This window comes from Moorena sp. SIO4A5, from assembly GCF_010672005.1.
Taxonomy (GTDB): Bacteria; Cyanobacteriota; Cyanobacteriia; order Cyanobacteriales; family Coleofasciculaceae; genus Moorena.
In genome coordinates this window covers 130,133-145,813 of the sequence record NZ_JAAHHZ010000002.1, presented here as the reverse complement: position 1 = coordinate 145,813, position 15,681 = coordinate 130,133, and the positions used below count along the sequence as shown (strand labels likewise).

General features: G+C 44.1%; 8 protein-coding genes. 5 read left to right on the top strand and 3 right to left on the bottom strand.

Features of this window, described 5'->3' with window-relative positions:
• Nucleotides 1–5: 5 nt before the first annotated feature.
• On the bottom strand, nt 6–1,292 hold the full coding sequence (locus F6K57_RS02110; RefSeq protein ID WP_293064377.1) for a glycosyltransferase: 1,287 nt from the start codon (nt 1,290–1,292) through the stop codon (nt 6–8).
• 1,327 nt (nt 1,293–2,619) lie between these two features.
• On the opposite strand from F6K57_RS02110, the gene F6K57_RS02105 reads away from it, so the two are divergent.
• The 4 genes from F6K57_RS02105 (at nt 2,620) to F6K57_RS02090 (ending at nt 11,179) form a co-directional block, all read left to right on the top strand.
• Nucleotides 2,620–3,690: a response regulator gene (locus F6K57_RS02105; protein ID WP_293047221.1), complete on the top strand. Its 1,071-nt coding sequence runs from the start codon at nt 2,620–2,622 to the stop codon at nt 3,688–3,690.
• Between the two features lie 230 nt (nt 3,691–3,920).
• Nucleotides 3,921–4,454 carry a chemotaxis protein CheW gene (locus F6K57_RS02100; RefSeq protein WP_293064374.1) on the top strand — a complete coding sequence of 178 codons (534 nt, stop codon included), beginning with the start codon at nt 3,921–3,923 and terminating at the stop codon, nt 4,452–4,454.
• A gap of 150 nt (nt 4,455–4,604) precedes the next feature.
• Nucleotides 4,605–8,009 (top strand): GAF domain-containing protein, encoded by a 3,405-nt coding sequence (locus tag F6K57_RS02095; protein ID WP_293064371.1) that lies wholly within the window; start codon nt 4,605–4,607, stop codon nt 8,007–8,009.
• 47 nt (nt 8,010–8,056) lie between these two features.
• On the top strand, nt 8,057–11,179 hold the full coding sequence (locus F6K57_RS02090; protein WP_293064368.1) for a response regulator: 3,123 nt from the start codon (nt 8,057–8,059) through the stop codon (nt 11,177–11,179).
• A 291-nt stretch (nt 11,180–11,470) separates the two neighbouring features.
• On the opposite strand, the gene F6K57_RS02085 is transcribed toward F6K57_RS02090, so the two are convergent.
• Both F6K57_RS02085 and F6K57_RS02080 read right to left on the bottom strand, forming a co-directional pair.
• A complete protein-coding gene (locus tag F6K57_RS02085; protein WP_293064365.1) occupies nt 11,471–11,962 on the bottom strand; it encodes a hypothetical protein in 492 nt (163 codons plus the stop codon).
• Between the two features lie 947 nt (nt 11,963–12,909).
• A complete protein-coding gene (locus F6K57_RS02080; RefSeq protein WP_293064362.1) occupies nt 12,910–14,286 on the bottom strand; it encodes a hypothetical protein in 1,377 nt (458 codons plus the stop codon).
• A gap of 428 nt (nt 14,287–14,714) precedes the next feature.
• Here F6K57_RS02080 and F6K57_RS02075 point away from each other — a divergent pair, with 428 nt between their 5' ends.
• Nucleotides 14,715–14,864: a hypothetical protein gene (locus tag F6K57_RS02075; protein ID WP_158069500.1), complete on the top strand. Its 150-nt coding sequence runs from the start codon at nt 14,715–14,717 to the stop codon at nt 14,862–14,864.
• Nucleotides 14,865–15,681 lie beyond the last annotated feature (817 nt).

The window sequence follows — 15,681 nt, the reverse complement described above, 5'->3', positions numbered from 1 at the left end:
TTGTATTATTGTTTTGTTGAAACAAAAACTGGTTTACCTGTAGCAGCAACCTGCTCGATAATATCAGCAGCTCGACTCACTCCCCCTGCTCGTCTAATTCCCTCTTGTAGCCTCAAAGCATTCTTTTTATAGGAATCTTCGGTTAAGACTCGTTTGATAGCCTTTTGTAACTTCTCCACCCTGACTTTTCCCAAAGGTATTACCTCCCCTGTTCCTGTCCAAGCGATCCGCGCCGCCACTCCAGGTTGATCGTTGGTAATGGGAATAGCTACCATTGGTACTCCATTACTCAAGGATTCTAGGGTAGTATTCATTCCTGCGTGAGTGATGGTAAGACTGGCTTTTTGTAAAAGTTCTAATTGAGGTGCATAGCCAACAACTATGGGATTTCCGGGCAATTCTGGCAAAGATTCTGGACTAGCACCCCCACCTAAAGCAATCACTAATTGAGCATCTAATCCCACACAAGCTTCTGCAATCATTTTAAAAACCCAAAGGAGCCGATTTTGTAAAGTTCCCATAGAAGCATAAATTAATGGTTTTCCAGTCAACTTTTCATAAGGAAAAGAGGCAGGTTCTCGACTCGCTGGATTACTATAAGGCCCTGTGAAATGAAAACAAGACGGTAGTTCTTTTCTAGGAAATTCAAATTCAGCAGGCTGTTGACTTAGTTGAGCTAACTGGGAATAGTTTTGATTGGGCTTATTATAGGGAGATAAATTCCACTGCTTACGATACTGATTAAGAACTTTTTGCATAGATTTTATAACCATAATAGAAAGCAGTGCGTAACCCAATCGGTTACGTAGAATTCCCCGCCATAAAGGGTCATAATGCCAGTAGGTTATACAGGGAGGAACACTTATTTCCCGATTCAGCATTAAGGCACTGCATACACTAATAAAAGGAATGTCTAGATACTCAGCGATAGTTCCTCCTTCTGGAGAAACTTGATCGACTAACAATAGCTCTATACCTTCTGCTTTAATTACTTCTGGAGCATCTCGAAGAAATATTTTGGCTACATTGACAATCCTATTAATTGTATACTGGAATGCCTTAAATCCACTCAGATTAGCTAGTTTAATAAATAAGTCTTTTGTTGTTCCTTTGGGAAAATCAGACTTGCCAATCACTTGAAATTCTAATCCTGCGGCTAGAACTTTTGCTTGAACGTCTTCAATTCCTAATACGGTGACGCGATGACCACGCTGTTTCAGTTCGTAACCTAAAGTAGTCATAGGATTAAGATGACCAGAAGCAGCAGGACAAATTATGCCAAAATGAGTCATGATATTTGATCAGCAAAAGACGTTTTGAATGGAGTTTATAGCTATAGCGCGATTTAATGGGACTTGATAAAAAATTGAACCCAAATGTAACCTTAACTGGCTTTGTAAGGGATGAATAGCTTCCGATACTTGTCTAACCAATCGATAAAACGACAAAATATGGCTGTACGAACTGCTTTCGCAGCATTACTAGCGCTGATTGTTAATTGTTAATGGTAGCTAGCATCCAGATGAGTTTATTCCTAACGTTATTCCTAGAGTAGGGGACAATTTCTCCCAGGGTAGATTGCCGAAGTAACGTCTTATCTAAGCTAACTATTTTTTGGCGTCTCCCTGTAGAGCGGGAAACGTTTTGAGCAAATCACCCTGGTGATGGAAAGCACTTCTTTGCTAGCAATCACACAAAGTAATTATTATAGTAGTATACTAATATACCTCATATCTTGCACTAGCCCCCCAAACCTGTGCATAGTAGGGTTATATAGGGGCTATATAAACGTAGACGCTTTCTTCGACTTGCCGTAGGCTAGTCTGACTTCAGTGCGCAAGTTAAGTGTGTAACACCTTATTCGAGCTCCATCGATTATAACTTTCAAATAAGGATATTGACAAGTGCAATTTTGGTTATATTAACTAACTTGTCGTTAATGTCATTAGCCAAATCTTAAAGTAATTTTAGCTAAGCTTCTTATTTATTAGGCCAGTACTGCCGACTATCAGGATAAATTACGAAATTTTTCCCATGACCCATTGTTTGGTAATATTCTCTCCCAGCCACTAAATAGTCACTAAGTAATTACACTAACTTCATCCATTGTGAAAACTAATTTATGTAAGCTTTACACATAATGATAGACAAGCTTGTTAAGATAATGGGCAACGAGTGAATTTTTGGTTAATCTAGTATTGGGAAAGTTTTTCTGTCCCTAGAGGGTGTATGCAAGCTGACTATAGTTACCCTTCACTCTTGGATGTCATGGTGCAATGCAAATGAGAATCCACCCCTCATTTTTTTTCAAATAACTTAAAACCGTTTAATTTTTGAATCTCAGCTCCCATTCATTTCTGAGATATCAAATTCAGGGAAGCAGCTACTACCTAAGTTGATTAGGTAATCTTTACTAGTCACATAACCTATTGTACAGTTTTAGTTAGGGTATGGCTGTTATTTGTTTGGAAAATCGATTTTTAGTTAAAAAAATAATTTCACTTCAATAAAACTTTACGGAATCTACCCTAGCTAGGATGTAGCTAACTATTACGCCAAGGAAATCAATCATTAGTATTGATTTTTTTCATCAATTGATTTACAGCGGATTAGAGAAAAATGAACTCCACCTACATCAATAGCTACAGGCATGATAAAAAACTAAACCCCCTTTCCTTATTGGCTCAATTATCCAGTCGTCATGCCAATGGATGTTTACAAGTATCTAGTGGTTCAGTTTCTTGGTCAATCTATCTAGAAAATGGTAAATTAATCTATGCCTCAAACTCCATCAACCCCTTTGATCGCCTAGACCATTACTTATCTCGTCTAAGTCGTAGAATTACTACCCTTGTTAGTGCCGTTCGGGTTCAGGTTCGTCTGCTCTTTGAAGCCAACTTAAACAGTACTTCAAGTTATCCTTCAGATTACCAAGCAATTTGTTGGTTGGTCAATCAACATTATCTGAATTCCGTTCAGGCAGCAAGTCTAATCGAAGAATTGGCTGAAGAGGTAATAGGTTCTCTGCTGTCAGAGAAAGAAGGAACTTACCAATTACTTGAGACTAACCCATCTGAGGATTTGCCTAAATTTTGTAGGCTTGACCTTCGCACAATTGTTGAACACTGTTACGAACAGTTACAAAATCAGGCCTCTTCTCAATCAAAGCCAGTGAATAATCCCTATAGCTCTCATTCTGTAGTCCCAATCGGAAATTCTACACCATTGAACTCAATTCACGAATCCTCTCTAAATAACTCGGCTCCATTAGAGCAGAGATTTCAGCATCATACCTCGGTTAATCAACAACCAACGTCTACCAGTAAAACTTACAAGATTGCTTGCATTGATGATAGTACAAGTGTTTTAAATGCCATTAACTCCTTCTTGGAAGATAAAAGTTTCTCTGTTGTCATGATTAATGACCCAGTTAGGGCATTAATGCAAGTTATCCGCATTAAGCCTGACCTAATTTTACTCGATGTTGCCATGCCAAACTTAGATGGTTATGAGCTATGTTCTCTGTTACGAAAGCATTCACTTTTTAAACATACCCCAATTATTATGGTAACTGGCAATACTGGTTTCCTAGACCGAGCTAAGGCTAAACTTGTTGGAGCATCTGGTTACTTGACTAAACCGTTTAACCAATCCGATCTCCTCAAGATAGTGTTTAAACATCTCAACTAATCATTGGGTATCTATCTACTTTATATCTATGAAGGATAAAAAGCTGAATTCGGTGTTGATTTATTCAGACATTTAGGGTGGTTTTATAAAAACATATCCCTCTGTTATAGGTTACTATTATAGGTTAGTCTATTGGTTAGACTTTACTTAACCAATATCTTGGCAAACTCAGCAATTATATATCAACTCACCAATGATCGGTCTCCTAACATAGGTTTACTTGTGAATTAATGAATACGTCAGCACTAGCCCATACCCCCCAAACCTGGTCTCAGTTAGCTAGTATAACCAAACCATCTGAAGAACACAATAATATCGGGGATGCTTATCTTAAATTTTTGTTAAATGAACAAACCCCTGCGGTTATATCTATGCATCAAGCCCAGGAAGTTCTAGTCTTGCCCCAAGAGCGTCTGACCCCCATGCCAAATATGCCCCTGTACGTACAGGGGTTGATGAATCGGCGTTCTCGTGTTTTGTGGGTAATTGATCTAGCTCAAATGCTAGGTTTACCGACCGTAGAAACTAATGTTCAACAGTACAACATAGTGACGCTCCGTAATCAGTCAGCGTCTTTAGGGGTTGCAGTCCAAAGCATTGAAGGGGTGTTGCGACTCACACCCGATTGTATTCAATCTCCACTGGGACAAGTGTCATCGGGTTTGGTTCCCTACTTACGGGGATGCGCTTTGCAAGAGCAAGAAATTTTGTTAGTACTAGATGGTTTGGCAATTATGGCTTCATCTCTTTTACACAACACCTAATTTAACGGGAATTGACTTAAACTCAATGCCAGCTGGGAATTGTTGATTGTTAATTTAAAACTACCCTCAAACGATACTTTTTTTTTAGATAATAGATATATCAATGCTTTGATAAAAAATAAGTTGGTAGCCAGGTAATGGTGCTTTTTTATGGTGAAACAATTTGATAAATCAATATATAATAATGAAATTAATCAGGATTTAAATAGTCAAGGGGTAACCAAAGACAGGTATCGTCACCATGCCGAATTGGACTCAGTTATAAATGTGACTAGCACAGAACCAACCCAAAACTCCGATCAGGATGGGGTTGAGCTTATAGGCTCCACTGAACCACCTAGCAGTTCCAAAAGCTCTGGGGGTCTTAAACTCAGCTTAAAAACTAAAGTAACATCATTATTCATCACCCTAGGCACTATTCCTGTACTGCTGATTGGCTCTATTGCCTATCACTTAGCCAACCAATCTATTACCCAAGAAATTTACCAAAAAAACATTGCTAGGGTAGTTAGCCTAGAAGACAACCTCAAGGGCTTCATACAAGACCGCTATGCCGATATTCGATTTCTAGCTACGCTCCCAGTTTTTACTAATTCCAGTCAACAGCAGACCATCTCCCTTTCGGAAAGACAAGCCCTATTATTAAACCGCTACCTAGACATTTACCAGGTCTACGACAGTATAGCTGTTTTCGACTTAACCGGCAAAGTCATTGCCAAATCTAATCAGACTCCTGTAGATAATCCCAGCTCCCGGTCTTATTTTGAGCAGGTGATCAAGACCAAACAACCGGTGATTAGTCAACCAATAAACTCGGATGCGTCTGGTCAGTTATCCCTTTACTTAGCTGCACCGGTACTTGACGAAAATACAAAAGAGCTGGTCGCAGTTATCCAATCCCGGATGCCCATCCAACACCTTCAAGATTCGATCAACCTGATGGGCAGCGATCGCGAAGAACTTTACTTAATCAATACCAGCAACGGTAAAATTTTTCTCTCCAACCAAAGCAATATCGTTAATCAGCCCCTAACCAAGGTATTCCCGGACGCCAAGGAACTGCAAACTGCTGACAAACCTGATAGTCTCGTCACGTCTGATCGGGTCAAAAAGCATCAGGATCTGCTATCCTATACCCCCTTTCGTAAAATCAACGACTTACCCGACCTTCCCTGGGTAGCAGTCATGGCCACCCCAGATGCGATCGCATTTCTGCCCCAGCGACAATTACTCCTCACCCTGACCCTGGGAATCTCCCTGACCACCTTATTAGTTGCTGCAGTAGCTGTCTATCTCGCTAACCGGTTGACCAGTCCCTTGTTAGCAGCTACCAAGGCAGTGAAAGCCCTCGGGGAAGGGCAACTGGATACCCGTTTGGAGCTGGTGGGAACCGATGAGCTGGGGGTACTTGGGTCAAATATCAACCGTATGGCATCTCAGCTACAGACCCTAGTTGCTAAGCAACAAGCTTCCCTAGACAAGGCTCGGTTATTTGCTGATGTTGTCACCCATGCTGCCAAACCTGATCAGAAAGCCCATGCCTTTGATTTAGTGGTAAATGCTGCTAAGGAAAAGTTAGCCGCCGACCGGGTGGTGATCTATTATTTTGACCCAGGCTATCGGGGAACCATTGTGGCTGAAGCGGTAGACTCCCCTTGGCCAAAAGCAATCGCCAACGAAATCACCGATGCTTGTATTCCCAGAAAATTGCTGGAAGCCTATCGCAAGGGAAGGGTTGTGCCCACCAGTGATGTCCAAGCACAGAAATATTCCTCGGGCCATATGCAGTTGTTGAACCGACTGCAAGTCAAGGCAAACCTGGTCGTCCCGATTGTGGGGGTGGATAATCTAATTGGCTTATTGGTAGCCCATCAGTGTTCTAACACTCGAGTATGGCGCACCGATGAGATTGACTTTCTACAGGAATTAGCCACCCACTTAGGACTAGCCTTAAGCAGTGCCAGTCTCGCCACAGTGAAGACCGCCGAAGCCGACCGAGCTGGGCAAGTCATTGAGATTACCTCCGGTATCCGGAAATCCTTCACAGTCGAGGAAATCTACCAGTCAGCCATCAGTGGCATCCGAGAAGCTCTGAAAACCGACCGAGTCCTAGTCTATCTGTTTGACGAAAATTGGCAAGGAACCATTGTCGCCGAATCCGTGGGTCATGGCTGGCCGAAATCCCTAGGAGCAGAAATTGCTGACCCCTGCTTTGCCCACCAATATGTGGAAAAGTATCAGCAGGGTAGAGTTACTGCCTTGGATAACATTTACCAGGCAGACTTGAGTGAGTGTTACTTTGGTCAACTTGAACCGTTTAAAGTCAAAGCTCACCTAGTCGCCCCCATCTTAGGGGAGGACAAATTACTGGGACTGTTGGTCGCCCATCAGTGTTCCGGTACCCGGCATTGGCAAGAATCAGACATCAACTTTTTCACGCAGATGGCGATTCAATTGGGCTTTGCCCTTGAGCAAGCCAAGCTAGTGGACCAGCTCAAACAAGCCCGCATTGCTGCGGAAGTAGTTTCCCAGGAACAACAGCAACAACGGGAAGCCCTACAGTTGCAACTGTTAGAACTGGTTAATAAAGTGGAAGGAGCTGCCCAAGGTGACCTCACGGTAAGGGCTGAGATCCTCAGTGGGGAAATTGGCACTGTGGCTGATTTCTTCAATGCCGTCATCGAAAGTCTAAGAGGGATTGTTACCCAAGTCAAAACTGCTGCTACTGAGGTACACCAGTCTGTTGGGGACAATGCTGGAGCTATTCATCAACTGTCTGAAGCCGCACTCCAACAAACCCAGGAAATCACCGACACCCTAGATTCTGTGGCTCAAATGACTGGTTCTATTCAAGAGGTAGCCTTTAATGCCCGCCAAGCCGCTGCTGTCGCCCATACCGCTGCCAACACCGCCCAAAGCGGCACCTACGCTATTGAGCGCTCTGTTGCCAGTATCCTAATCTTGAGAGATACAATAGCAGAAACTGCCAAAAAAGTCAAGCGCCTCGGGGAATCCTCCCAGCAAATTTCCCAAGTGGTGGCATTTATTAACCAAATTGCCCTGCAAACCAACCTATTGTCGATCAACGCTGGCATAGAAGCTGCCCGAGCTGGAGAAGAGGGGCAAGGATTTGCAGTGGTTGCCGAAGAAGTTGGAGAACTCGCTGCTCGCGCTGCCACGGCCACTAAAGAAATTGAACAAATTGTAGATAACATCCAACAAGGCACCTCCGAAGTGGTGGAAGCCATGGAACTGGGGACTACCCAAGTGGTCGAAGGCACCTATCTAGTTCAAGAAGCCAAAGACAGTTTTGGTCAAATCCTCAACGTCTCCACCCAAATCGACCAATTCATTCAATCCATATTCCAAGCTACCGTTTCCCAAGCGGAAACCTCAAGCGCTGTGACCAACGTAATGAAAGACATTGCCCAAATCTCAGAACGCACCTACGAGTCAACAGAACATATCTCCCACTCCCTCCAAGACACTGTCAGTATTGCTGAAGAATTACAAACATCGGTTGGCAAGTTTAAAGTTGATCAGAATTATGACTAATGACCACTAACCACTAACCACTAACCACTAACCACTAACCACTACACATGTCACAGGACAAAGAACTGGAAATTCAGCTACAGTTTCTCGAAGAGGCAAAGGAATACTTAGATACCATTGAATCGGTGCTGCTGGGTTTAGCCAGCGCTGCCATTGATAGTCAGAAAATGGATGGGATTCTGCGAGCGGTTCATTCTGTCAAAGGGGGAGCTGGGATGATGGGATATGGCACCTTGAGTCACCTAACTCACCGTTTAGAGGATTCATTTAAAGTTCTCAAGGCTAAGAAAAATGCGATCGCAATCGAAAACCAACTCGAAAGTCTACTCCTACAGGGGGTAGACTGTCTGCGCCAGGTACTCGAGATCAACCGCCAGGGCAATCGGGTAGACTCCCAGTGGCTAGAAACCATAGCTAACCCAGTATTTGATCAACTGCACGATATTCTAGGGGACCCGGTCGCAGATGATGCAACTACTATGCTGGGAGCAGAGGATGGCACTAATGTGACTGCCATGCTGTTTGAAACAGAAGTGGAAGGGTGTCTAGCTCGCCTAGAAGGGGTATTAGCAGACCCCGAAAAGCCCTGCTTGCTAGAAGAAGTGTCCATCATGGCTCAAGAATTAGGCGGGTTAGGAGAAATGCTGCAGCTTGAGGCTTTTAGCCAGTTGTGCGAAGACATCAATCACCAGCTAGAAGCTGCCCCAGACCAAGTGGAAGCGATCGCCCAACAAGCTCTAATGCTGTGGCGGCAATCCCAGGCGTTGGTACTGGTGGGTCAACTGACTCATTTACCCCGCCGCCTCGAAGCTAGGGAGTTTCAGGAGAATGAAGGAGGAGCTACAGACCCAGGGGTGCCAGAGGAAGCTATATTAGTTGGGGAATTGGAAACCGATCAGCCAGAACTACTCGGACAAGGGGATGAGGCATACCAGGAAGACCAGCCAGACCAGCCAGACCAGCCAGACCAGCCAGACCAGCCAGACCAGCCAGACCAGCCAGACCAGCCAGATCAAGGGGAAGTAAAGGTATTTCAATGGGTGGATAGCAATCCCAAGATTTCTTCCCCCTCTCCCTTGTCTTCTCCCCCTCCCTTGTCTTCCCCCCCTTGCCCTGAACCCATCTTCGTGAGGGAGAACAATCAGGAAGACTCCTCAAAAGACCCACACCAGGAAAATACTGTGCGCATTCCTGTGCGACAGTTGGATCGACTCAATGACTTGTTTGGAGAACTGACTATCGAGCGCAATGGTCTTTCCCTGCAACTGGGACGACTGCGCACCCTAGTATACAACCTCAGCCGCCGGGTCAAGATTCTCGAAGCCTCCAATCACAAGCTGCGCACATCTTATGACCAGATTGCCACCCCAAGAGGAATGACAGGAAGACAGGGGGATGGGGAAACCAGCAAATCCGAGGGACTGTTGCTGCCATCTTCCGTATCTTCTCCCGCCGCTTCTGACGCTTCCTCTGCTTCCTCTACTTCCCTAGCTATTACTGTTCAAGGGTTTGATGCCTTAGAGATGGATTCCTACAGCGACTTGCACCTGCTATCAAGGGAGGTGATGGAAACCATTGTTCAAATCGAAGAAGTCACCAGCGACTTGGAATTGACCCTAGACGATACTGATAGCATTGCCCATGAATTAAACAAAACTGCCAAGCAGCTGCAAACCAATCTGACTCAGGTTCGGATGCGTCCCTTATCTGATTTAGTGGGACGATTTTCCCGAGCTTTGCGGGACTTGTGTGTGGAGCATGGCAAACAAGTAGAACTCAAGGTAGTGGGGAAAGGTACCCTGATTGACCGCACCATCCTGGAAACCCTGAGTGACCCCCTCATGCATTTATTGCGCAATGCCTTCGACCACGGCATTGAAGACCCTAGCACCCGTCAGGCTATGGGGAAACCGCCAAAGGGAACTATTGAAATCAAAGCCATCCACAGGGGGAACCAGACCCAGCTTACCCTCCGTGATGATGGCAAAGGCATTAATTTAACTAAAATCCGAGCCAGAGCAGAGGAAATGGGATTAGACCAGGAGCTGCTCGCCAGCGCCAGTGACCAGGAATTGCTGTCTCTGATTTTTGAACCCGGATTTAGTACGGCTGATCAAGTCACCGACCTATCTGGTCGTGGTGTGGGGATGGATGTAGTGCGCAACAACCTCAAGCAAATCCGGGGGAATATCCGAGTCGATACCCAACCCGGTTGGGGAACCACCTTTACCCTCACCGTCCCCTTTACCCTATCGGTAGCACGCATCCTGCTAGTGGAAAGTAACGGCATGCTCTTGGCATTTCCCATCGATGTGATTCAAGAGATGCTGATGCTCAAATCCCAGCAAATCATAACCACCCTAGGCAACGAAGTCATCAACTGGCAAGGGAAAATGGTGTCCCTGATTCGCATGAAAAAGTGGCTGAAATTTTACTGTCGCCGTCGGGTCACCACCCTAGAAGAAACCCCGAGCATCAACGAACCTACTATTCTAATTATCAATCAAGCCGAGCAATTAATCGGCCTGTGTGTAGACCGCTCCTGGGGAGAGCGAGAAGTCACCGTGCGTCAAGTAGAAGGAACCCTAGGGTTACCTGATGGATTTAGCGGCTGTACCATTCTCGGCAACGGTCGAGTGGTTCCTCTGGTAGACGCCAACGCCATGCTACGCTGGATAATCAGTTGTCAGCGCACCACTAACCTAGAGAGTTTATCCCCACAACATTGCCCCACCTCAAAGGGATTTGTGGAGCAACAACCTCCCTCAATCGGTATACAACCAAGTACCAAAGACACCATCTTAATCATTGATGACTCGATTAACGTGCGCCGGATGTTGGCATTGGGGTTAGAAAAAGCTGGGTATATTGTAGAACATGCCAAAGATGGTCAGGATGGGATAGAAAAACTGCTTCGGGGATTAGAGGTGAAAGCCATTATTTGTGACATCGAAATGCCCCGGCTGGATGGCTACGGCTTTTTAACTCGGGTCAAAGTAGAGCCGAGCTTAAAGACTTTACCCATTATTATGCTCACCTCCCGGAGTGGCTCTAAGCATCGCCAACTAGCTATGACTTTAGGGGCATCTGCCTATTTTTATAAGCCTTACAATGAGCGGGAGTTATTGAAAACTTTAAATGAAATTATGGTAGAAGACGTATTGATTTAATATTGCTGGTAAGATCATGTCCGACAGAGTATGCGATCGCGAAGCGTGGCCTTAGGCCAATCGCATTCGCTAGTTTTGCGTTGTTTATTTTGCGTTGTTTATTTTGCGTTGTTTGTTTTCCGTTGTTTTTGAATGAGTACACACAGCTTTTGAGATCTCCTGCATCGATCCCTTTCCCTAAAAAAAAATAAGAGAGCCGTCTTCAAGCTCTCTTGATCATCAGGGTGCATCTACATAATCAAAATATAGCCATTAATATGAGGGGTGTCACCCCTCATATTAATCAGTAATTTACTCAACAGTATTAGTAGTCCATATTGGATCGGGATGGGGCTGATAAATTACAATGTTGCCATCATCCTGGAGCATGAGGTAAGCACCTAGACTCCCACTAGTACCAGAAGACCAAAGTGCCTCAGGGTATCCATAGGTAACAAAATTGCCATCATCCTGCATGATGGTTCTACTCACTGCTTTGCCATGTTGCCCGTTAGCCCACAAAGGGAGTCCAGAACCGTTGTAGAGAACGAGGTTTCCATCTTCTTGCTGAATGAACTTGTATTGACCATTCGGAGAGGTTATGAAATCACCTCTTTTGAGTTCTTCACCTGGGTAAAGTGTAGTTTTAGCTAGTGCAGTGGCAGGGCTGGTTAGAAATAGTGTTGTAACCAAGCACAGTGCTACCAATAGCGTAATTAACAACTTCTTCATCAGAGTCTTTTTAATCCCTAAGTCAGCTCTAAGATTTTCTTCGAGTATAGTAGCAAAAAATACAGAATGCACATCAGATCTAAAGGATTTGTCAAGTAATGCAAGCTAACAAAATGCTTAACATATAAATCAAAAAAAAAATCCATATCATCCCATGCCCTAATTTACCCATTTATCCCTATACCTAGGCTCAAATTGGATTGCGGAAGAGTTACTGAGGGTGGGATATTCTCGAATCAATAATTAGTACAGGGCTTACACAGCAAGACCCTTAAAACCAGGTTTCTCTTATAAGTCAAAGGCTGAAATCGGTGTAATGACCCTCAATAAACGGGTTTGCGCCGTAAGTCCTATAGGATTTCTCGAACGTTACGAATTCATAGGCTTTTTAAACAAATTTTAAGTTTAGCAAATTTCTCTGAACAGAGTCTACCAAAAGTTCAGCCAAGTTGATACATTAATCATAGGCACACAAACCAATCGGAATTCAGGACTGTGCCTCCTGTCCTGAAGAACTTACAGCCCTAAAAACTTAGTCGTAGAGATTAACAAGACATGTAGGGTAAGGTAGGCGTTAAATCAGCATGAATGGGAGTAATTGAGTTTAATTACCACCTACCCTAGACAACTGAAACCATGTCTAGCCCTAATTGGTAGATGTTTTAACTAGCTAGTGGTAATGATCTGAAGCATCTTTGTTCAGTATCTTTAGGCTAGCCAAACTGCTAAAACATCAAAAGCCAAACCACTCAGGAAAGTAAGTAATGGAGGAATATACTTTTTTGTTGAGCGTCGGCTGTAAGACTGTGTAAACCCTAGCTAGATATTTTGTTGAATAAGTATAGCCATGAACCAGGTACCGCTACCTGGTTCATGTTCGTTTTAGCCACTATCAAAAGAAACCTAACACTTTACTAATTAAACAGCCACCCCTTTTTCAGCTCGATCGGCCTCCCTTAGGGCGCGTTATGCTGCCTCTAACACACCAATCTAACTCTGTGCCTGTAAAATTGCGATCGCTATTCTTGCATCCCGGCATACAACAAACGTGCAAATAGCCGTACCCCATCATCCTGCTTCAGCTCTTCATAGGAAGGGGGCTGCCGCAAACCCACCACCCGCAGATCTGCCAGCAATTCCGGATGAAACTGACAGGTAAACGATCGCCGAACGGTTTTACTTTCAAAATCTCTGTAATTGATGCAAGTGGCAGAACACTCTGTCAACACCTCATCATCATCATCCGCCGTCGAGCACAAAATTTCAACAGCATCAGGGAGCTGGATAAGCCAAGACAAAGCACTATTCGCCACAATGTGACGGCTGGGAATGAGAGCATCATGAATTAACCGATACGCCCAGTTTGCAAATAAGATTGCCTCTTCGTTCACCTCGTCCGAATGAAACATTGCAATGTTGAGTTCATGCTCATAGGCAATCGACGTATCAATCACCCCTTCGTGCTCATCAGCGGTAATCTCATGGGCAACAATCAGTGCCTCAGGAACACCGGAGGTCTCATGGTCAGGGGATTCATACTGCCGCAGCTGGCGATCACCAATCTCTTTTGCTTCGTTGTGAGCCACCGCAAACTCCTGATGCTCCCAATTGTCTGCCACCACACGGCCATCCCGCTTCTTGATGACCAGGGATTGCCCTACTGCCTGGATTTCTTGACAGATACGTTGTAAAGCCCTCAAAGCCTTGCCATTGCCATCCCCCTCCAAAACATCTAGAGCTAACACTTCCCTGACTGCCCGACGAATCAGGCTGATGTGAGCCTGAGCCGCAAGCTGGTGCCCTAAACAAATAAATATGGCAGGTGCGCTTGCAGGAGTCCGAGACAGGAGAATTTGCTCAGATAGACGGAGAAGATCCTGATGGGAGCAACTTGCCCCTGCAAAGGTAGAGGGATTCCGGAGAGATGGATCCCCCCCCTCTACCACAATTGCCAATCCTGAGCTGATGACGGGGATCAGTCGCTCCAAATCTAACGGACCTGAGGCCCAATAGGGAAAGAGAATTGAATCACAGTCAGCAACTTTTTGCGCCAAATAAGCCACATTAACCGAGGCACGGACCTCCTCACCTAGGGGGTTACAGCCCACATGTTTCCAGGGTTCAATAATTGCGATCGCATGTCGAAACAACTGAGGATTTGCTATCAACGCCGCAAAAGCTTCTGGAGAGTCGATCACTTTTTCGAATGGCTGCCCCTTGCCCCATTCACAGCTGGGATTGTCGGACAGTAAAGAGCCAGTCGATAGAGGATTAGAGGAATGGCGATCGGCCAAAAACCCTCCCAAAAGAATGTGAACGGACTCAAACTGAGAGCCACTATAGCTCAGATAACCTGGCTTGAGTCGCCAGTTACTTGGTGGTGACTGAGTAATCATAAGAATAATTTCACATTGTCTTCAGTATCTTTGTCTTCTCGACCCCGACAAGAATCGGTTCCTAAGAAACCAAGTCTTAGGCCATTGAAGATAGCGGTGCGACACCGACTACCAGGTAAAAACAAATTACAACACCCCCCAGAGGTTATGCTGGGGTAAATGGTGTGGGATTTGCTGGCTTTAAATCAGTATCGATAAGCACTCAATGAAAGTATCACACTTAGGGACAAGTGTCAAAGTTTCGCGCCTTAAAAACTGAATAACCGTGACGGTGGTTGTTTGTGTGTTTGGCTTTCCCCCCAGGGCAAACACATCTAAATAAATTAGATTGACAAATCTCCGCCCAGCCGCAACCGATAGAACGCAACAGATAGAACTATTCAAGCAACAGCTCCACCAGCTCAAAAACCGTTCCGCCAAAAACAGGGATGGGGAGAGACTTTATCCCATCACAGGCTGGTGGTAGTCTGCCTGGATTACAGAAAAGGTTCAAGTTGGGATTGGGCAACCACTGGGATTGGGCAACTACAACAACAGCAATTGCAACACCTACTGAATTAAACTCCTTGAGACTATAACTATCTTATCGGTCTGGGAAAGGATGATGCTCCACAAGAGTTGCTACATCTCATTGACAGAGTTTATAGTTAGATAAATCTAACCAAAAAGCTACTCTGGCAAATAGTTAAAACTTGAACATTCCAGATCATGATTGGTAAAAATTGTAATCAACTTAGTTTTACCATAACCAATTTTTTATCGATATTGTAATCACTTCCCGCTTGAAACCAGGGATTTATGTTTATGTAATTATCATTGTTATACTTATCTTCAATACTAGTTGTTTATAGAAATATATAATCCATAATTTAAACTTGCTTTATTAAAGCTAATTCAATGTCCTTGTCAAAAAAGTAGCCAGGGTAAAACTTATGATTTATCATCTGTAGTTATCAATTAAAATAGGTATTTAGGAATCTTTTCTGGAGCAATAATTTAATTTTTATCTAGTTTAATTCTTCACTTCGTTATAATTTCAAGTTCAATTTAAACAATCAATAAAATTACCTAAAATGTAATTACTATTCTATTGAATATAGACTGTACTGTGTATAAAACAAATTTTAAAAACTAAGAGCTTCGTGTCTTTGATTTCCTTCCTAGCACCCCTTGAAACAACTCGGCTTTTTTAAGGGGGATGGAAGGGGGTTAATTAGGCAGAGGGAGTAAGCATTCAGCGGTCAGCGCTCAGCGGTCAGCTTATTTTATTCAAGTGCGACCCGTGGCGAATTTAATAATTAGATGCGGAAAGCGCACCTAAGCATCTCAAGTAGCGTGGCCACAGGCCTTTAGCTGATAGCTGATAGCTGATAGCTGATAGCTGATAGCTGATAG